Here is a 20657-nt window from a genome sequence, read left to right as displayed (position 1 = left end):
TATGATTGAAGCAAAACATTTAGAACATTTTAAAACTATTGTAGGTGATGAGAATATCTACAGTGATAAAGCACATTTAATTGCATACTCTTATGATGCGACACGTGAGCACTTTGAACCTGATGCTGTACTTTTTCCTCGGAATGAAGAGGATGTCAGTGAAATTTTAAAGTACTGTAATGAGCATAAAATTGTTATCGTTCCACGTGGAGCGGGTTCAGGTTTTACTGGTGGGGCACTGCCGAGTTCCGGCGGTATTGTACTGGGCTTTGAAAAACATATGAATAAAATCCTTGAGATTGATATGAAAAATATGGTTGCTATCGTGCAACCCGGTGTTATCAATATGGATCTGCAACGTGCAGTTGAAGAGGTAGGGCTTTTTTATCCGCCGGATCCGGCATCTCAGGATTATTCGACTATAGGTGGCAATGTAAGTGAAAATGCCGGTGGTATGCGTGCTGCAAAGTATGGAATTACCAAAGACTATGTCATGGCAACACGTGCAGTACTCCCAAATGGTGATGTCATTAAAGCTGGAAAGCGAACTATCAAAGATGTTGCAGGCTATAACATTTCAGGTATTTTAATAGCTTCTGAAGGAACTTTGGCAGTTTTAACAGAGATAACTCTCAAACTTATTCCAAAGCCGAAACTGACGAAAACGGCGATGGGAATCTTTCCAACGGTAAATGATGCAATGGAAGCGGTTTATAAAACAATGGCAAGTGGAATTACACCGGTTGCTATGGAGTTTTTGGATAACTTGACGATTCGTGCAGTTGAGCAGACCTTTCATAAAGGACTACCAGTAGATGCCGGTGCTCTTTTGGTTACTGATGTTGATGGCAATTTGGAAGATGATCTGAACTTCCAACTTGACCAGATTGAAAAGGTTTTTAAAGAAAACGGATGTTCTGAATTCCGTCGTGCAAAAGATGAAAAAGAGGCGGCTGATATCTGGTTTTCTCGTCGTAATGCTTCTCCTGCACTCTCAGTTTACGGAAGTAAAAAACTTAATGAAGATGTAACTGTTCCGCGTGCGGTACTACCAGAACTTTTAGAGAAGTTTTATGCCATAGCTGATAAGTACAGTGTAAAAATCCCATGTTTTGGACATACGGGTGATGGAAATGTGCATACGAATATTATGGTTGACGGTAGTGACCAAGAGCAGGTGAAAATCGCTTATAAAGCGATTGAAGAGGTGTTCCAAGCGACAGTTGACCTAGGTGGGACACTCTCAGGTGAGCATGGAATAGGACTTGCAAAAGCACCATATATGAAAATGGCTTTCTCTGATGCCGAGATGGAACTTTTTAAATCCATTAAAAAAGCCTTTGATCCAAATAATATCTTAAACCCTGCAAAAATGGGACTTGATTAAGACGATGCATCATTTAGCTCGAAAAATCTACAAAGAGGTCAGACAGTTTGTTTTGGCTTTTGTAGATAAAGAGCTGACACTTTTTGCAGCAAGCCTTAGTTTTTATACTATCTTTACTATCATTCCTCTGCTTTTAATAGTGCTGACACTGCTCACTTCCATGCCGAGTTTTGCAGAACATTATGAAAATATCAAAAATTTTATCTTCTCAAATCTGATGCCGGTACAATCTGAGCTTATTATGAAAAATATAGACAGTTTTGTGGCAAACTCTGCGAAAATGGGAGCCTTTGGGCTTTTAATGATACTTGTTGCATCCCTGATGTTTTTTAAAAACTTTGAGTATATAGCCAATAAGATTTTCCATGCAAAATCAAGAACCCTTTGGGAGAGCATAACAACTTACTGGACAATGCTTACGCTCACGCCAATTGCCCTTGGTATCTCTTTTTATATTACAGGCTATATTGCAGCACTGATGGCTTCGAATTCGCTCACTTCCGGACTCAATATTTTGCCACTTGTTCCGTACTTGATTATCTGGGGGCTTTTCTTTTTGATATTTCAAATAGGCCCAAATGCCAAAGTAAATCCAAAAGCATCAGCAATCAGTTCATTTGTAGTCTCCATCATCTTTAGTGCAAGTAAAAATGCTTTTATCTACTATGTTTTTTTGAACAAATCCTATACTACGATGTATGGCTCTTTTGCGATTGTGATGTTTTTGTTTTTATGGATCTATGTCTCTTGGATTATCTTTATCTACGGTCTGAAGTTATGTTATATGATAGATCGAGTATATAAACACACAGAGGCAATAAAAAAGCAGTAGATAAAGTGCTTCTTTTTTAAAAACAGCCAAAAGCGAGAGAAAAATCTCCCCATATAAGACTATATTTGGAACTGCTATTTTCACTGCGTGAGGATTGAGTTGCAGTAAAGAGATAAGCAGTGAGTCAAGCAGATCTCCAAATCCAATCAAATGAAGAAAAATAGAGAGTGGATAAAAAAGAGTAAAGAGTGATGTCCAAAGAATCGAGAGTGGGTGATATAGGCTGAAATTTCCAAAGATGACTAAAGAGTATGGTAGCATCATCAGATAGACCCAAAAAGGAAGCAGAAGAAATTGCCATAGCTTGTTTCTTTGTTGAAAATAGATAAGAAACAAAAAGATATAAAAAACACCGCTGAGACTTAAAGCAAAACCAATACTAAAGAGCAGTCTTGGGAAAAAGGCAATGAGTAATAAACAAGTCAGTAATAGTGTTTGCAGTGAGATGATTTTGATACCTTTCTCATAGAGTATAAATCCGGTACAGAGCATTGCAAAAGCTCTCAGAAGTGATGGTGGTACATCTAAAAAGAGCATATAGGTAAGCAGAACAAAAGTGATAATGAAAAAAGTGTCACGTTGTGCACTTCTATAGGGAAAGTATCTGTTTTGTAAAAGTCTGTAAGGGTATTTAATAAGAAAATACAGAAGTGCTGAGAGTACACCAAGATGAAAGCCACTTATGGCGATAAGATGTGATATACCAAGGTTTGAAAAAGTCTGCTGAAGGTGGTATGGTAGTGACTTTGCCAGATAGAGTGCTTGATAGATAGCGCTTGCATCATTCTCTGCATGAGCTTGGGTAATAGCAGTGGTAATGTTTTCTTTTATAGAACTTTTCGTATCAATTTCCAAAATTTTACTAAAGGCAAAGAAGCCTTTGAGGTACTCTAAAAAAGTAATTTTTCCTGCCCATACCTCTAGGAGAATATTTTTGTCTTTATAGTTTGGCAGATTTTTAGAGGCTGTTGAATAAAAAGTAAAACCATCAAAACTTTTTATCTTTAACACCTGATAGGTTTTTGTTTTGCCTTTTTTTGTAACTTTTGTTTTTGTGTATTGTTTGAGGATTGTCGCGTCTACTAATTGAGAGTCAAATTTTGTGAGTTGTTTGTATTTGTAATATTCATAGGAGAGAGAAGTTGTAAAAAGTAGGATAAAGAGAGTAAGAAGATAGAGGTAATCCTTTCTTGAGCTTAACAGCTCAACTCTCTCTAAAGAAGCCATCTAGATAGGTGGCATCTCAACTTGTGGGACATCAACCTGAGCTGATTTTGTATCGACATTTTCATAGACTGTCTCAACAGCTTGGGCAAAGCTTGGTGCATCAACAAAACGGGTAAGTTTTTTCTGAAAGATGAGTTTTACATGGCCTGTTGGACCGTTTCTCTGTTTTCCGATGATGATCTCAGCCTCTTCTTCCTCTTTTTCAACATAGGTTGAGGTAAACTCTTTTCCTTCTGCACGTGCTGCTTTTTCTCGCTCTTTTTCTTCTTTGTAGAGGTATACATCATCACGATAGACAAAAAGGATGATATCGGCATCCTGCTCAATCGAACCAGACTCACGGATATCACTGAGCATCGGACGTTTATCATTTCTGCTTTCAAGCCCACGGTTAAGTTGTGAGAGCGCAACAATAGGCATCTCAAGCTCACGAGCAAGCATTTTAAGCCCACGTGAGATCTCACTTACTTGGAGGTGTCTGTCTTGGTTACCGATCCCTGACATAATTTGGAGGTAATCAATCACGGCTATCTCAATTTCTGGATGCTTGTTTTTGAGTTTTCTAAGTTTACTTCGAAGTTGATTGATATTGACACTTCCCTGATCATCAACAAAGAGCTTGGCCGAGTTCATTCTGTCAATGGCACCATTGAGTGAGCTCCACTGGTCATCATTCATATCACCGACACGTAATTTCTGTAGAGGAATAGATGTCTGAATGGAGAGCAGACGTAGCATTAACTGCTCAGCCGGCATTTCCAGTGAGAAAAAGGCGACACCTTTGCCTTGATTGATAAGATTGTTTACCGTATTTAAAATAAAAGATGTATTGTGCGTTACCGTCATATCTTCAAGCAAAAAGAGGTGGTTCCCATCAAGAACAAAGCCATAGTAATCATCGACTTTGTCATATTCAACTTTTATGCCTGTGTGAAGATGTTCTCTTTTTGAGAGTAGTTTTCTTGCTTTTTTACGGGCAATTTTAGTTGGTATAGTATCAAGATGACCGAAAATTCTGAGTCGATAGACATCACATACATAGTTTATTTTTTTGATTCTGGCTTTTTTTGTCTTCAGTGAAACACGAAAGCCCAGAGAATCAGCTAAAAATTTAATTTGCTGCGCTAGTTTTTCATCTTTTTGGACAATTTCAAATACGTGATGTTTGTCATCATAATAACCGTCACTGTCGATAAGACCGGCTAAAAGTTTTAATCTGTTTTTTTGTGAATTTCGCAAATAGTCATGTGGAATATGTTTACAATTGAGCACACCCAAATCACGCAGTTTTTTTTGTAAAGAGTTGTCTTTGTATTTTGATATACCTCTTTTCCCTGCTGTAATGGAATATATAGGACATTTCTCTTTGTTATTGTGTTGTTTTGTTACTTGCAAAGAGAGTTTTTTTGTATAGTCTTCTAAAAAGTGAACAACTTCTTTGTCTTGTGTAGCGATACCAACATTGCTTACAGTGCCGTCTCCAAGCCAAATTCCTAAAAAGTATGGATCAACAGGAAGTTGTGTTTTTGGAAAATCAATGGCTACTTTATAACCCTTATAGTTTGAGTGGAATTTTTTACTTTTTTTGTTGTACTCTTTGATGGAAATGTTTAAAATATCACCATGCTTGTGTTTGCCTTCGTTACGTGAGCGTTTGAGTGAGAGAATATGTGATTCGTTGACACGGTAGTCTATACCTTTATTTTGACGTACCCAGTACATTTTTTCACGACCACGGGCAAGTGAAAGGACTCTTCTTGGTGTTGAATCATCACCCATCAATTCATCACCAACAACAACATCTTCAACATTTTTGAGTGTGCCGTCATACATGACAACTTTTGTACCTCGTCCAAGGCATTTCCCCATCGCAGGCCGTGCAGCGATGATGACAAGGTCACCTTTACCAAAACCAGTTGTCATTTTGTTTAGCTCTTTAAAACCGGTATCTACCCCAACGAGTACAGAATTGCCACGTGCTTTCATCTCTTTGATGTACTCCATCGTGTCAAAGGTCATCTTTGGAGAGTCTTTGAAGTCACTTGTCTGATTATCCTGAGTGATCTCATAGAGCTTTTTTTCTACGATGTCAACGACTTCTACAGATGGCAGCTCTTCTTCTACGGTTACTCGTTTTATCTCTGTTGTGAGTGTTAAGAGATGGCGTTTTAGCGATTTGTCTTTAATCTCATCGACATAGGCTTTGGTGTTAGAGATTGGGTTTGCAGCTAAAATCTCAAGCATTACCTGTTCATCAAATTTCTTTGCACGAATCAGCTCTTTTTTTATAAACTCTTCATCGATTGGCTGGTCTTTTTGCAAAAGAGTCAACATCGCTTGAAATATATCTTGATGCGCAGGAAGGTAGAAGTCATCTTTGTTGAGTATGACACTTAGCTCATCAAACTGGCTTGGCTCGAAAATGATAGAACTTAGAATTGAACGCTCAAATGCTAAATTGTAGAGATTATCTTGCATTTTATTCTCCTGCCATTTTTTCTATTTCACTGACAAAACAGTCAACCAACTCTTTTTCATCAAGGTTTGCAACGACTTCCCCTTTGACCATAACAAGTCCTTTTCCTTTACCGTAGGCGATGGCGACATCTGCGTGAGCTGCTTCACCGATGGCATTGACAACGCATCCCATCACGGAAACATTCAGTGGAGTTTTAATGTGTTTTGTACGTTGTTCTATCTCAGCAACTGCACTTACTAAGTCTGCTTCTATACGACCACAGGTAGGACAAGAGATGATATTGAGCCCATCAGGCATCGCTCCACTGTCTTTAAGGATTGCACGACCGACATTTATCTCCTCTTCAAGCTCACCAGTGATGCTGACTCGTATAGTATCACCGATACCATCAAGTAAAAGTGCACCCAAGCCAATGGCACTTTTTACTGTTGCATGAAAGATAGTGCCCGCTTCTGTAACTCCTAAGTGAAAAGGATAATTATTACGAGGGCGCAGCATTCGATAGGCATCGACTGTACGTTGTACATCACTTGCTTTGAGCGAGATTTTAATATCATCAAATCCCAAATCTTCCAAAAACTTGATGTTATACTCAGCTGAAGCCACCATCGCTTCTGCCGTAGGACCATACTTGTTATCGAACTCTTTTTCCAAACTTCCTGCATTGACGCCGATGCGGATTGGCAGGTTTCTCTCTTTGCAGGCTTTTACTATCTCTTTTATCTTGCTTTTATCACTGATATTTCCAGGATTAAAACGGATGCAGTCCACTGACTCTGCAGCAATGAGTGCGAGTTTATAGTTAAAGTGGATGTCTGCAACAAGTGGTAGAGAGATCTGCTCTTTTATGCTTTTAAGCGCAAGTGCATCTTCCATATCAGGTACTGCTACTCTGACAATGTCACAGCCTGCAAAATGCAGACGATTTATCTGCTCCACTGTTGCTGCAACATCGTGTGTATTTGAATAGGTCATAGACTGAACAGAGATAGGTGCATCACCACCGACTGTAACATCTCCGACATAAATTTTTTTGGTTGGGTATCTCTTTATCATAGAGAGATTTTATCTTTTTTTATATGAAGAAGTGCTTTAGAGGAAAAAAGTCTGCTTATAAGGCAGACTTTTTGCAAGGGTTTTAGAATTTAAAATCAAGATTTGTGTAGATATAGCGACCTGGTTCGTTCATCAACATTACATCTGTTGTACCGCCAGTGACTAAGATAAGGTCTGCATATGTATTGCTCTGTGCATATGTTTTGTTAAGTATATTATTTACACCTACAGTAAGGTCAAATTTTCTATTAACCGCATGTTTTACTTTTGCATTTAAGATTGCCCAGCCAGCAAGAACCTGTTCACCGTTCTCGTCATCGATTGTGTTCCATCTGTCACTTGCACGTACTTCAAGTGTTGCGATAGAATTATTTGCATATTCATAGTTCAGTGCCACATTTCCACGCAGTGGTGCCATATCTGCTAAGTTTGTATTTGTCTGTCCGGCAAGTGCTTTGTCTTTTTTACCACGTTTATAAGAAACTCCCATATCAACACTCATATCATCTGTGAGATAGATAGAAGCAGTTGCTTCTCCACCATAAATGTATGCATCTATATTTTCAAACGCATGTACATCTAGAGTAGATGCATTATTGTCTGCATCTTTGTGATAGTAGATATAATCTTTGAGTTTTGAGTAGAAAGCTTTTATTTTAAATTGAAAGTTAGCAGTATTTGCTTCATAGCCTAAATCTATTTCTTGATTTGTAGTATCTTTTAAATCATGAGTCCCTACTTCATTACCCGTAGAACCTAAAAAATAGAGCTCTCTAGCATCTGGTACACGATAAGCTTGTCCAATACCAAAGAAGATCTTATTCTCTTTATTGATATGATATGTCCCTAAAATATTTGCCCCCACAGAGTGATAGTTATTATCCTGGTAGCTGTCATTTGTAATGATGGTATCATCCACTCTCGCACCGACGGAGAGATTAAAAGAACCATATTTTTTATCGAGTTTTGCAAAAAGTGCACTGTTCTTTGTTACTGCATTATCAATACTTTTTCTATAACCAATTGCTGCTGCTGAGCCATTTTTTTCATAGTGTCCGTCCCATTTTCGTTTACTTGCATCAAGACCAAGAAGAAGTTGGTAGGAGTTGATATCAAAACTGTTTTTGAGTTTAATTCCATCCATATTGGTGGTGAGCCAGTTTGTCACTACTATGCCTGTATTTAACGAAGACATTCTATAATCTGTACCCATTGGATGGTCAACATCAGAGTGATAATATTGTAAGTTGATATTTTTGTATGTATCACTGATACTGTCGATATTGTACTCTACACTGTAGATATTTGAGTCATCATAAATAGCATCCATTTTGGAGTTTGCATAAAGAACATCATCACTTCTGTTTGCTGTAACGCTTAGACGCAGTTCTTGATTTTCAAATGTTTTAATAAAAGCTTTTGCCATCGCACTATTTTTAGTATAAGCCGGCATATCATAATAAGCAGGTTGTAATCTAGGGTCTTTTGAACCAGTGAGTGTTGTTGAGTTGGCAGCTTGGTATTTGTCAATTTGCTGTGCTAAAGAGTCACCATTTCCATCATGATACTGATCAGCTGATTCTGTAGAGACTGTTGCAATCATACGGATAATGTCATTGCCTCCACTGAATGTTGCTCCGAATTTTTTGTAGTTCCATGAACCAAAACCAAGATTAACAGAGCCTTTGAAATCTTTTGAGGGTTTTTTTGTGCTTATTTTTACACCACCGCTGAGTGTTCCAAAAGAAGTAACATCATATGGTCCTTCGATAACTTCTAGCTTATCAATCTGATTTGCTACAACGTGAGAAGCAGGGGGATCCATTCTATTTGGACATGCACCATAAACCTTTGTTCCGTCAACTTCTACTGTGATGTTGTCACGTTTTTGTCCACGAATGAGGATATCATTAGCAATGGCACTGCGACGTGACATATCAATGGCAGGTACATTGTCACTGAGTGCCTGAGCAAGATCAGCAGAAGTTTGTGCCTTCTGTGCGACATCAGTTACAACTGTTGCTTCAACATTAATGGGTTCTAAAGCTACATCAGCAGAGTAGAGAGCTGAGACAGCTAGAAGCGAGAGAGTAAGTGTCTTTTTCATTATAATTCCCTTGTTTTTATCTTAAATAATAATTCTAAATCTTTGAGATAAGATTTCTTTATTGATAATAGTAAAAGAAGTGTTAATAAAGTGTTAATAAAAGAAAAAATTCTGCTAAAATTGCATTATGAGTAAAAGTGAAAAGATACAAAAAACAATCACCATTGCATTAGGATTTGCCTTGGCAACCTATCTAATTATGAGTGGTATGGCGATACTGAACAGTGAAAAAAAGGCAGATGAAAATAAGACCGGCAGAATAGAGAATCTAAAAAAAGAGTGAGACCTGCAGACCAACACTTTTTGCAAAGTTCATTGTTACACAGTGCAGTGAACCGTGTTGACGGATAAGTGTAGAACAATCAATGCCGATAACTTCTCTTTTTGGAAATGTTTTTTTAAAAACCTCAAGAGCTTCCCTGTCTTGAGCTACATTATAAAGTGGGACAAGTACAGCACCATTGACAAATAAAAAGTTTGCATAGGTTGCAGGCAGTCGCTCTTCTTCATAGTAAAGTGCATCAGGCATCGGTAAGGCTATGAGTTTGAGCCCTCTCTCTTTTGCTATCATTGAGAGCTCTTCTTCCATCAAATGCAGCTCTTTATAGTGTTCATCCGCTTTATCTCTGCATTGTACGTACATAATGGTATCTTCATTGATAAAACGGGCAAGTGTATCGATATGTGAATCGGTATCATCACCGGCAAGATATCCATGGTTAAGATAAAGTATATGCTCTGCTCCAAAATACTCTTTTAGGTTCTGTGTGATTTGGATGTTATTGAGCTTTGGATTTCGGTTAGGGTTGAGCATACATGCTGCTGTTGTCAAAACAGTGTCTTTGCCGTTACTCTCAACAGCACCACCCTCTAGGACAAAGTCTAGCTTTTGCACAGGCAGTGTATAGATATCTTTGATTGTTTGAGACATTGCATTGTCTCTGTCTGCTTCAAACTTTTCTCCCCATGCATTAAATGTAAAGTCAAGCAGTTCTGTCTTACCGTTTTCTCTCACACATAAAGTAGAGCAGTCTCTTGCCCATGTATCATCAGTTGCGTACTCTGTAAAAAAAAGATTTTTATGCGATGCAAAATGTTTTTGTGTCGCTTCTTTATCTGCACAGATAACGAGACAGTTTTGAAACTCTTTTATTGTGTTGATAATATCTATAAAACAGTTCTGTGCCTCACGCAGATAAGGTGCCCAATCTGTTTGTGCGTGAGGAAAGATGATTTGTGTGAAACCTTGTTCTTCAAACTCTGCGATTAATCGTTTTTTCTCAAACATACTGTATAATTTCCTATGGCTTACATAACATTGAATAAACAACATTTTTTCAACAACTTAGATATTATTGCACAACGAAGCAAAGGCAAAGATAAAATAGCACTTGTTTTAAAAGATAATGCGTATGGTCATGGTTTGCGTGAGATGGCAGCTATGGCACAGGAGTACGGTATAAGCAGAGCTGTTGTCCGCTCCTATGTTGAAGCAAAAGAGATTGAAGAATTTTTTGATTATATTTTGGTTTTGGCAGATACTCCACAAGAAAAGAGTGCGAAAATTTGTTATACGATAAATGATTTAGACTCCATCTCAAAGTTTCCCAAAAAGACAAAAGTAGAATTAAAAGTAAATACAGGTATGAATAGAAACGGTATTGAGATGGATGAGCTGCGTGAGGCATTTTTCTTGATACAAAAACAAGAGTTAGAACTAGAGGCTGTCTTTACCCACCACAGTTGTGCTGATGAAGATCAGTCTGTTTTTGAACAACAAAATAAAAATTTTGCGCAGGTCAAAAAAGAAGTAACAGCTTTGGCAGAAGCATTTGGAATGAAAAGGCTTCGTTTTCACTCTGCCAACTCTGCAGCACTTTTTCAAACGGATGATTTTACAGAAGATATGGTACGCGTAGGTATCGCTGCCTATGGTTGTTTGGAGCTCTCTGGAAATGTTGATGCAGAGGCCTTACAACCTGTATTATCGCTCTATGCAAAGAGAAATTCAACACGTCATCTGGACAAGGGTGTATGCATAGGATATGGTGCTAGCTATACAACTTCACGTGAGTGTCAAGTGGGAAATTATGATTTTGGGTATGGCGACGGTTTTTTACGAGCTTGTTCTAACAGGTATGAGACACCTGAGGGTATCTTGTTGCTTGGCAGAATCTCCATGGATAACAGCTCTTTTTTATCCGTTGCAGAGGAGCTTTTGATTTTTAATGATGCAAGAGTGGTAGCACGTGCAGCGGGGAGTATCAGCTATGAGATATTGACCGCGCTTAAACCCTATCTTAAAAGAGTTATTTTAGAGTAAGAGCGGTGCAGGTCTTCCGATATAGTATCCTTGAATAAAATCTACACCTAAGTCAGAGAGTAACTCCAAAGCCGTTTCATCTTCAACATACTCTGCAATTGTTTCAAGACCAATGTTTTTCGCAAAAGATACAATGGTATGTGTAATTTTTTGCGCATTTTCATTTGTGGTTATATTTCGGATGAGAGAGGCATCAATTTTGAGATAATCAACATTGAGCTCCAAAACATGAGAAAAGTTGGAGTATCCGCTTCCAAAGTCATCGATAGCGATTTTCGCCTGATACTGTTTCACCTCTTTGATAAAGTTTTTAATATCTTCATAGTTCTCTATCTCGTGACTCTCTAAAATTTCAAAAACAACTCTTTGTGGTGTTGCATAGGCAGCGAGTTTTTCTAAAATAAAATGAACAGTTCTCTCATTGCGGATATCATCTATGGAGAGGTTGATTGAAAATTCATACTCCTCTTTTTTTTCAAAAAAAGCAAATGTTTTCTCTATCATGATATGTGTGATATGGTGATAGAGTTTTGATTTGATGGCAATATCCAAAAAACTGTAGGGTGTGATAACATCACCACTTTGTGTGATAATTCTGACAAGTGACTCATACTTCTCCACCCGTTTTGTGTGGAGATTGTAGATAGGTTGAAAATAAGGATGAATCTTATCATTGACAATGGCATCTTTAAGTAGCGATACCCCTTGTATATTTTTATTTACTATCTCTGTCGTGTCTACAAGATTGTCATAAATGATAAGATTTGTTTTTGCATTTTTTGCGACCTGCAGTGCCATGTCTGCTTTTATGATCAGGTCATCTTCGTTGGAAGCGATACCACAGCTGACAGTTATAAAGATAGCATTATTGGCAATAAGGTACTCATTTTTTTGAATCTCCTGTAGCAGTTTTAAGATTTTTTTTATGAAGGTATCAGTATCGATGTTCCATAAGCTAAAGACAGCATACTCATCACTAGGCAACTTGTAGACTATTGAGTGTTTATCATTGCAAAAAGCATCAATTTTTTTTGCTAAGAGTATGAGTAAAGCATCTCCGACATTATGTCCGTAAAAATCATTGATATCTTTGAAACTGTCAATGTTTATAAGGGCAAGGTGTTTATTTTTTTTCTCTTGGGTGTTATTAATGTCCTCTAAAAACTGTAATCTGTTTGGCAGACCAGTCAGTCGCTCACGTACAAGTGTCTCTTTGAGCTTTTTTGTTTGCATTCTGATTGTTTGACGTAAAAAAGTATTTATCTTTTTTGATTTTTTTGCGATAGTATAGATAATAAAAAAGAGAATTAAAAAGGCGATGATGTCATAAATGACTGAATAGATGAAGTGGTGAAAAAAGTAGTTGTTGAGTTTCTCTTTTGGCAGTTTAATGCTTAGTATGCCTCGAAGCTCTCCAAGCTTGTAGTCATATGCTTTGTCATAACGTTTTTGGATAAATGCAGGAGCTTTCTCTTTGGAAGCATGACATTGCAAACATTTTGACTCCATGATCAAAGCAGATGCATATTGATAGTAGTCAGGATTCTCACTGCTAAAGTACTCTTTTTCCATAGGATGTTCTTTAAAGTACTCGATGGCTTTTAGCTCCTCTTTATCCGCTTGGTTTTTTGGGTCTCTTGCTCTGTCTGAGACTGTTTGCAAGCTGATGGCAAAGGGGTTGTTCTGTGAAAAGGATTTATTGATATAGTAAGAACTGTAAGCCGGTAGCCCTTTTAGAGTCTCTTGATTGAGAGGAATCGTTTTATCAAAATAGAGTTTTTGGTAATAGTTTCTATGCACCATTGCATGAGATTTTAAAACCTGTGCCTCTTTTTTTGCAAACTCTTGAATCTGCAGCTGTGTATCGTTATAACTGTAAAAAATTCTCAGGAGTACAACCAGTAGAAAAATAGATGGAACAATATAGAGGATTTTATGATTTAGATATTTTTCCATTGGATTACCTTATTGAGCGATTATAGCTAATTTTTCAATAAAACTTTCTTTTTTGGACTCTATAGCTTAGAATAATACTCTTCTTGCCTGAAAGTATTTTGCTCTCCAGTAGGGATTATGAATATTAGAAAGAATCACACCATATTTACTTGAGGCATGAATAAAGGCTCCTTTTTTAAGGTAGATCCCTGAGTGTAAAACATGGTAGGATGTTTTAAAAAAGAGAATATCGCCCTCTTTTAAAGCCTTTTTTTGGACTTTCTTTCCTACTTTTATCTGCTCTTTTGTTGTTCGTGGAAGCTCGATATGAAAGGCTTCTTTGTAGATGGTTTGCACCAGTGCAGAGCAGTCTATGCCACTCTTGCTCTCTCCCCCGTAGCAGTATTTGACTCCTGCCCATTTTTCGTATGACTCGTAGAGTTTCTTTGTGATATGATTCTTATTTTCTAAGTTGTAGCTTGGCTTGTTTTGAATGTTTAAAGAAATTTTTTTATAGGGTTTTGGTGAAGAAGAACAGGATGAGAGTAGAAAAACTGCTAAAAAAACAAGAAGCTGTTTCATAATACTTAAGAACTTATCTTGACAATCGCTTCTGGAAAAAGTACACCGTCAATCCCTAAGAGTGCCATCTCTTCAATTTCACTCTCTTGAGTGATATGTACCAGGATTTTTGCATCAAAGAGGTAGTTCTCTGCTATATTTTGTGCTGTTTTTGCCAACTTCTGATGTACGACTATGTAACTCGCCCCTAAAGCAGCAGCATAAAGAAGTTCTGTAATGTTTGTCACTCCAAGTCCAAAAGCGATATGGTTGCTGCTAAGATGCTCAATAATATCAAGATTGCTTTCATCAAAGTCCAAATAGATTTTAGAAGATGGAGGTGTCTTTTGGAGACTTTCACTATCAAAGATATGAAAAAATTCATCATTTTTAATAAATCTATGTCCAAAAATGAGCATTATTTTCCAGCCTTTTTTATGCATTCATCAGAGCAGTAGTATTTTCCACTGCTTAAAATAGACTCTGAAATCTCAACATAAACACCACAGTTGGCACATTCGACCATTTCGTTTGCTTGTGGCTTTTGTTCTTTTTTCTTGGCTGTAGTGCTGCTTTTTTCTACATTCTTTTGCTTAAAAAACATAATATAGACGATGTAGATAACGGCACCGACAAGTAGTGCTTTTAGTATCATAGACTCTCTCCTAGTAGTAAATAATGTCTGTTGTGTCTCTCTATAATTTTATGTGCCATGCCCTGTGAAGCTTTTACTTCATCAAAGACACGCTCGCCTTTGTAGAAGAGAAACTTTGTATCTTTATCCCGTAGTTTTGTACTGAGATCTAAGAGCATTTTTGTATCTGTTACTGCACGTGAGGTGATCAGTTCGAAAATCTCACTCTCCATCTCTTCGACTCTTTTTTTGACTATACGGACATTTCCAAGACCCAGATCCGCTTTTATAAACTGTAAAAAACTTGCCCTTTTCGCAAGTGGTTCAACAAGTGTTACTTCTGTATCAGCAAGAGCAAAAGCCAAAATCATACCAGGAAATCCGGCACCTGTACCAATATCAAGCAGAGAATTTACTGTAGGTAAAAAGCTGACAGGAAAGAGTGCATCGAAGATAAACTCATCAAGTGTTATTTCATCTTTTGCACCTGTTAGGTTGTGAATTTTATTCCACTTAAAGAGGTGATCTTTATACTTTGTAATATTATCAAAAAAATTGTCTGGCAGAGAAATATTCTCTTTTTCTACACGTGATTGTAAATTCATAGGGTATTTTATCTTAAAAAAACTCTCAAAATGATTTATCTGTAAAATTTAAAGTTATTTTTGCCAATGTTTTTGGCATTGTACATAGCTCGGTCTGCATATTTTACAAGTGTTTGTCCATGTTTGGCATCATCTGGATAGAGACTGATTCCTATACTGCAGGTTACAATGAGTTTTTTATCATGGAACTCTATTGGTATTCGTATTGATTCTATAAGAAGTTTTGCAATGGTTGCCACACTCTCTTTAGAGTCAAACTCTTCTAAAATAATCAAAAATTCATCTCCTGAGAGACGTGAGACTGTATCGGATTCTCTCACGCAGTTTTGCAGACGTTTTGCTATCTCTTTAAGTACGATGTCTCCTACTTCATGTCCATAGGTATCATTGATATCCTTAAAATGATCAAGATCAACAAAGAGCAGTGCAAATTTTGTATATTTTCTTTTTGCTTTAGCAATTGCCTGCGTGAGTCTGTCTTCAAATAAGACACGATTTGGGAGTTTTGTCAGCGTATCATAGTGTGCCTGATAGGCAAGAGTCTCTTTTTGTTTGAGTATTGCAGATTGGGCCTTTTGTGCATCTGATATTTGAATATCAAAGATAACATAGGCCTCTTTATTGTTATAGCTAATCTTATGCATAAAGGATTGAACTCCATAGCTTGAGCCATCTTTGCGTCTGTGTTGAGAGATATTTGTTGCATTGCCATTTTTGAGCATCAGCTCTTTAAATCGTGTGACTGTTTCATGTATCATTGAGGTGTTTATGTCATAAATATTCATAGCAAGGAGTTCATCTTCACTGTATCCAAGCGTTTTAATCACACCGTCATTGACATAGAGGTAATGGTCTGTTTTGAAATCGACAATATAGATCTCTATAAGTGAGTTTTTCATGATACTTGCAAGCTCTTGACTTGTTAAAAGGAGCTGTGAGAGTTCATTGGTCTGTTTTTTTACCTCTTCTTCCAAAAGACTCTTTTGTTTTTTTAAGAGTGAGTTGAGTATCTCATTTCGTTGTTCATACAGATACAAAAAGGTCATACTTAAAATGATAGGAATTGTGATGTAGAAATATTGGAACATTGTATATTTTGCATCTGAAAACTGTTCCAAGCTCAAAATTGCAAGTACAGAGATGGCAGAGAAAAAGAGACCTACTTTCTTCCCTTTGAGAAAAAATGCGGCAAGAATCAAAACTATGTACCATGTCGTACCGATTATACCAATGTTCCTAAATGTAAATGTTATAAGAAAATAAAAAAGAGCCAAGAGAAGCGGAATGGAGATGTTGATACTCTTTTTTGACCTTCGTGCTGTTATGAGAGTGATAAGTGAAGCCACTACTGCTCCAGTATCAATGATTGCCTGGACTTCCTGATGTGAAATGTAGCGTAAAAAAGATAAAAAACTCAACATGACAATGATAATGGTAAGAATGGAATTGACAAGTATAAACTGGAGTTTAAGCTCATACTCTTCTTCTTTAAAATTAAAACCGCTTAGTAAAAAGTTTGTAATATTTATCATCAAATAAACCTTCTAATGCTTCATTGTACTCAAATATATATAAAATATATATAATATGTTGAATTTTATGACTGTGTAGATGACCAAAAGCCTTCTTGCATTTTAGTGAGCAAGAGAGGACTTTCTATAAGCGCATATTTCTTATATGCGTACAAGCACATTTTTACTAAAATTGATTAAGAGAAGATTTTTTTCATAGCATTGAAGAAGATTTTAAAGATGCCTTTGTTACCAACAAGATTGTCTATGAAGTCATCATAGCTAAGGCCTTTTTCTTCTAAAAATCCTCGAAGGTATTTTTCACTTCCTTCCATTCCGCTCTCTTTTTCAATTTCCAAAAGTTTTTGATAGATAGGTTCGATAGCTTCAACTGCTTTGCGAGGGGCAGCTTTTCTAAAAGCAGTGTGGGAGATGATTTCATTGGTAATAGGATCTACTTTTGGCTCAAATTCAGTTACAACCCAGTAGTAGCTACCGTCTTTTGCTAGATTTTTCACAACAGCCATGATATTTTGGGCTTTGTTAATTCTGTCCCACATCATTTTAAAGACAACTTTTGGCATGTCAGGATGTCTGATTAGTGAATGGGGTGTACCGATAAGTTCCGCTTCACTGTATCCTGAAATTTCTACAAAATAGTCATTCCCATATTCTATTATGCCTTTTGGATCGGTCTTTGAAACAATATAACGTTTTGGATTAAGTTGTATTTCGTGATTAATCGGTTCTGGACGTTTCATAAAAGTTCCTTATTTTTTTAACTTATGCTATTATATACTTTTTTAAAGGTAAATTTCAATGAAAAAAGAACAAAGTGTTAATTCTGTACAAAAAGCAAGAGAGGCCCATCTATTGCAAATGGAGAAGATACATGCAATTATTGAGGGGAAAAAGGTTAATAATCCTACTGCCGTTTCAAAAAAAGAGTGTGACTTTGGACATTGGATTTATGATGAGAAAAATCATGTACGAGAGCTTATTGGAAGTCAGTTTTATAGTAAACTTGATATTTTACATGAGCAGTGGCATAAAGAGTATTTTAAAATCTATAACATTTTTTTCAAAGAAGAGAAAAAAAGAGGACTCTTTTCTAAATTTTTGGGTAGGAGCAGTGTGGATGCTTTGGAGATTGACAAAGCAAAGCTCTATTATGTCGAACTTCAGGCAACAACAGATGAGCTTTTAAGAGTACTTGCTGCTGCACAGAGAAGACTTGAAGCACTTCCAGAGTCTAAGTTTCATTAGACCTTTTTAACAGTTTCGTCATTTTATATCTGCTCAGAGGTTGTGAATAGTAATAACCTTGAATTTTTTTACATCCGTTTACAAGCATAAACTCTTTTTGCTCTTTTGTCTCTACACCTTCTGCAATAATATGAAGATTTAAACTCTTTGCAATAGCAATAATCGCTTTTGTAATGGCTATATCATCTTCATCGTAAGGAATCTCTTTTATGAAAGAGCGATCGATTTTTAGTTTGCTCAGAGGTAGTTTTTTAAGATAGGAGAGTGAAGAGTATCCGGTCCCAAAGTCATCAATGGCAATCGAGATCCCTATGTTACTTAAACGTTTAAGCTTTTTAATGGACTGTTCAGGGTTTTGCATTACCTGACCTTCTGTGACTTCAAGCTCAAGCCATGAAACCTTAAAGTTGTTCTCTTGCATTGTTTGCAGGAGATCGGTAATAAAATTATTTTCATTAAGCTGTTTCATAGAGAGGTTGAGTGCCAGTTTACCAGGGTTGAGCCCTTGTGCATACCAACTGCTAAATTCCTGCATCGCCTGTTTCATTATAATTTTGTCGATATCAATGATAAAACCGTTTTCTTCAGCCATGGGAATGAACTCTGAGGGAGGCACAATACCCACGTGAGGATGTACCCATCGAACAAGCGCTTCCATACCGATAATCGTTTCTGTCTCTGCATTATATTGTGGTTGAAAATAGACTTCAAACTGATTCTCTTTGATAGCAATACGCAGGGAATTTTCCATAATGACCTTTTCAAAAGCCTGTTGTGTCATCTCAGAAGAGTAGAACTGGAAATTGTTTCGTCCTTCATCTTTTGCTTTGTACATCGCTGTATCTGCATATTTTAAAAGGTCTTCTTGTGTCTCGGCATCATTGGGGTAGATACTGATACCAATACTGGAAGATATATGGAGAGAATGATGTTTTGTCTCAATAGGTTTTTTTAAGCTGTTAATGAGTTTTTGCGCAACAGTTGCAGCATTCTTTTCACTTTTAAGATTTTTTAGAATAATAGTAAACTCATCACCGCCCAAACGTGAGAGTGTGTCTTCCTCACGCAGCACTTTTTGGAATCTTTTTGCACTCTCAATAAGGACCTCATCTCCAATATGATGCCCAAGCGAATCATTAATCTTTTTAAACTGGTCGAGATCAATAAAAAGAAGAGCAAATTTTTCCTCATTACGTTTTGATGTAATGATCGCCTGTTGCAATCTGTCTTGAAAAAGAGTACGATTTGGAAGGTCCGTAAGGGTATCATGATAAGCTTGGTACTCTAAAAGTTTTGCTTGTTGATGATGCTCTTTTTCCAGTGCGATAAGTTCACTGATGTCCGTATCAAAGATAACAGCAGCATCCTTCCCGTGGTATGCGAGTTTATAGATATAGGATTGGACATGATACTCTGTTCCATCTTTACGCTGGTGGATAGTACGATTTAGAACCTTTTCCCCTTGTTCTATCTTTTCTTGTAAATAGGCAATTTTACTTTTTTCAAGATAAGGATTGATATCACGGACAGTTTTTTGAAGCATCTCTTCATTTGTATAGCCTAGAGCTCTGCAAGCACCTTTGTTTACATAGAGATAGCGGAGTGTTTCTAACTCAATGATATAGATTTCGTTCGAGGAGTATTCCAAGATTGCAGCGAGCTCTTTTGCTTCTTCTTTGATGTTGGTAATCTCTGTAATGTCCTGCGTTGTACCTATCAGTTTTAGGGGTTGTTTATTCTCATCAAAAATCACTCGTCCATTTATAAAAAGGTCAATAATAGTGCCATCTTTTCTGCGTGCTTTACAGGTAAATTTGAGTACTTTTCCTGTCTGAATGGCTTCTTGGAGCAGAGTCTTTGCATCGGTGATATATTCTGGAAGAAGCATGAAAAAAAATGTATCTATAGAGACCTCTGTGCCCTCTTTGAGACCATAAATCTTATAGCTCTCTTTAGACCAAACGGATTTTTTCGTTTTAAGGTCAACTTCCCAGCTTCCAAGTCCTGCAATATCTTCAAAGTGACGAAGTACACTCTCTCGTGCTTTGAGCTTTTTAAGAGCAATTTGGGGAGTATCTTTTGTTATATCTATTGGCATATGTTACTCTTTAAAGAAGATGACCCATGGCATCACGTTTTACATCCAAATAATCTTCATTGTATTGGTTGGCTTTCATAACTATTGGCACTCTCTCAACAATTTCAACATCAGAGATAGCATTTATCTTATCTGGATTATTCGTAAGTAGTTTGATCTTTTTAATGCCAAAATGATGGAGTATAAAAGTGACAATCTCATAGGTGCGTTCATCTGCCGCAAAACCAAGTTGATGATTGGCTTCTATGGTATTGTAACCTTTGTCTTGAAGAGCATAGGCATTTATCTTGTTTAATAGACCAATATTACGGCCCTCTTGACGCAAATATATAACCATACCACCTTTTTCATTGATGAGTGAAAGGGCATACTCGAGCTGATCACGGCAGTCACATTTTAAGCTTCCTATCGCATCACCTGTAAGACACTCTGAATGGACCCGAACAACAGGTATTTCACCCAACTCTTTTGCATATATGACAAGGTGCTCTTTTTGCCCCTCTTTAAATGCCTTTACTTTAAAATCGCCAAATCGTGATGGTAAATTCGCTACCTCTGAAATCTTTATATTCATTAATTAATCTTTAAAATGGTAAAATCTTTTCTTCAAACACTATTATAATCAAATATAGCAAA

General features: G+C 37.0%; 19 protein-coding genes. 5 read left to right on the top strand and 14 right to left on the bottom strand.

The window, feature by feature from the left end; all coding sequences use genetic code 11:
* Window position 1: 1 nt before the first annotated feature.
* Entirely contained in the window at window positions 2-1387 is a 1386-nt protein-coding gene (locus tag ES948_RS04120) for an FAD-linked oxidase C-terminal domain-containing protein (RefSeq protein ID WP_152183675.1), read from the top strand.
* Window positions 1388-1391: 4 nt separating this feature from the next.
* Window positions 1392-2219 carry a YihY family inner membrane protein gene (locus tag ES948_RS04115; protein WP_152183674.1) on the top strand — a complete coding sequence of 276 codons (828 nt, stop codon included), beginning with the start codon at window positions 1392-1394 and terminating at the stop codon, window positions 2217-2219.
* Here the strand turns inward: ES948_RS04115 and ES948_RS04110 are convergent.
* The 4 genes from ES948_RS04110 to ES948_RS04095 all read right to left on the bottom strand — a co-directional run bounded on the left by ES948_RS04110 (window position 2163) and on the right by ES948_RS04095 (window position 9088).
* Window positions 2163-3446: a ComEC/Rec2 family competence protein gene (locus tag ES948_RS04110; RefSeq protein WP_152183673.1), complete on the bottom strand. Its 1284-nt coding sequence runs from the start codon at window positions 3444-3446 to the stop codon at window positions 2163-2165. The two genes, ES948_RS04115 and ES948_RS04110, sit on opposite strands and share 57 nt — an antisense overlap.
* Entirely contained in the window at window positions 3447-5924 is a 2478-nt protein-coding gene (gene dnaB, locus ES948_RS04105) for a replicative DNA helicase (protein ID WP_152183672.1), read from the bottom strand.
* A 1-nt stretch (window position 5925) separates the two neighbouring features.
* A complete protein-coding gene (ispG, locus tag ES948_RS04100; protein ID WP_152183671.1) occupies window positions 5926-6981 on the bottom strand; it encodes a flavodoxin-dependent (E)-4-hydroxy-3-methylbut-2-enyl-diphosphate synthase in 1056 nt (351 codons plus the stop codon).
* Between the two features lie 82 nt (window positions 6982-7063).
* A complete protein-coding gene (locus ES948_RS04095) occupies window positions 7064-9088 on the bottom strand; it encodes a TonB-dependent receptor (RefSeq protein ID WP_152183670.1) in 2025 nt (674 codons plus the stop codon).
* Window positions 9089-9215: 127 nt separating this feature from the next.
* On the opposite strand from ES948_RS04095, the gene ES948_RS10835 reads away from it, so the two are divergent.
* Window positions 9216-9371 (top strand): hypothetical protein, encoded by a 156-nt coding sequence (locus ES948_RS10835; RefSeq protein WP_188109447.1) that lies wholly within the window; start codon window positions 9216-9218, stop codon window positions 9369-9371.
* Here the strand turns inward: ES948_RS10835 and ES948_RS04090 are convergent.
* Window positions 9357-10376, bottom strand: a complete 1020-nt coding sequence (locus ES948_RS04090) for an agmatine deiminase family protein (RefSeq protein ID WP_152183669.1) — start codon at window positions 10374-10376, stop codon at window positions 9357-9359. The two genes, ES948_RS10835 and ES948_RS04090, sit on opposite strands and share 15 nt — an antisense overlap.
* A gap of 15 nt (window positions 10377-10391) precedes the next feature.
* Here ES948_RS04090 and ES948_RS04085 point away from each other — a divergent pair, with 15 nt between their 5' ends.
* The gene (locus ES948_RS04085; RefSeq protein ID WP_152183668.1) at window positions 10392-11411 is read left to right on the top strand and encodes an alanine racemase; all 1020 of its coding nucleotides are present in this window, start codon (window positions 10392-10394) and stop codon (window positions 11409-11411) included.
* Here the strand turns inward: ES948_RS04085 and ES948_RS04080 are convergent.
* The 7 genes from ES948_RS04080 to ES948_RS04050 form a co-directional block, all read right to left on the bottom strand.
* Entirely contained in the window at window positions 11403-13367 is a 1965-nt protein-coding gene (locus ES948_RS04080) for an EAL domain-containing protein (protein ID WP_152183667.1), read from the bottom strand. The genes ES948_RS04085 and ES948_RS04080 overlap by 9 nt on opposite strands.
* Before the next feature lie 66 nt (window positions 13368-13433).
* Complete coding sequence (locus ES948_RS04075; RefSeq protein ID WP_152183666.1) at window positions 13434-13928, bottom strand: NlpC/P60 family protein; 495 nt, start codon at window positions 13926-13928, stop codon at window positions 13434-13436.
* 5 nt (window positions 13929-13933) lie between these two features.
* Window positions 13934-14326, bottom strand: a complete 393-nt coding sequence (locus ES948_RS04070) for a hypothetical protein (RefSeq protein ID WP_152183665.1) — start codon at window positions 14324-14326, stop codon at window positions 13934-13936.
* A complete protein-coding gene (locus ES948_RS04065) occupies window positions 14326-14562 on the bottom strand; it encodes a PP0621 family protein (RefSeq protein WP_152183664.1) in 237 nt (78 codons plus the stop codon). The genes ES948_RS04070 and ES948_RS04065 overlap by 1 nt, the downstream gene beginning before the upstream one ends.
* Window positions 14559-15146 (bottom strand): 16S rRNA (guanine(527)-N(7))-methyltransferase RsmG, encoded by a 588-nt coding sequence (rsmG, locus tag ES948_RS04060; RefSeq protein WP_152183663.1) that lies wholly within the window; start codon window positions 15144-15146, stop codon window positions 14559-14561. Before rsmG ends, ES948_RS04065 begins: the two co-directional genes overlap by 4 nt.
* A 35-nt stretch (window positions 15147-15181) precedes the next feature.
* Window positions 15182-16678: a GGDEF domain-containing protein gene (locus tag ES948_RS04055; protein WP_152183662.1), complete on the bottom strand. Its 1497-nt coding sequence runs from the start codon at window positions 16676-16678 to the stop codon at window positions 15182-15184.
* A 176-nt stretch (window positions 16679-16854) separates the two neighbouring features.
* On the bottom strand, window positions 16855-17418 hold the full coding sequence (locus tag ES948_RS04050; protein WP_152183661.1) for a PAS domain-containing protein: 564 nt from the start codon (window positions 17416-17418) through the stop codon (window positions 16855-16857).
* Window positions 17419-17476: 58 nt separating this feature from the next.
* Here ES948_RS04050 and ES948_RS04045 point away from each other — a divergent pair, with 58 nt between their 5' ends.
* Complete coding sequence (locus ES948_RS04045) at window positions 17477-17923, top strand: CZB domain-containing protein (RefSeq protein WP_152183660.1); 447 nt, start codon at window positions 17477-17479, stop codon at window positions 17921-17923.
* Here ES948_RS04045 and ES948_RS04040 read toward each other — a convergent pair.
* Window positions 17910-20021, bottom strand: a complete 2112-nt coding sequence (locus ES948_RS04040) for a bifunctional diguanylate cyclase/phosphodiesterase (protein WP_152183659.1) — start codon at window positions 20019-20021, stop codon at window positions 17910-17912. The genes ES948_RS04045 and ES948_RS04040 overlap by 14 nt on opposite strands.
* A gap of 10 nt (window positions 20022-20031) precedes the next feature.
* Complete coding sequence (gene ribA / locus ES948_RS04035) at window positions 20032-20595, bottom strand: GTP cyclohydrolase II (RefSeq protein WP_152183658.1); 564 nt, start codon at window positions 20593-20595, stop codon at window positions 20032-20034.
* Between the last annotated feature and the right edge of the window lie 62 nt (window positions 20596-20657).

The sequence above is a fragment of the Sulfurimonas indica genome, from assembly GCF_009192995.1.
GTDB classification, from domain to species: Bacteria; Campylobacterota; Campylobacteria; order Campylobacterales; family Sulfurimonadaceae; genus Sulfurimonas; species Sulfurimonas indica.
The sequence above is the reverse complement of the archived record's forward strand: the minus strand, read 5'-3'. Positions and strand labels throughout refer to the sequence as shown.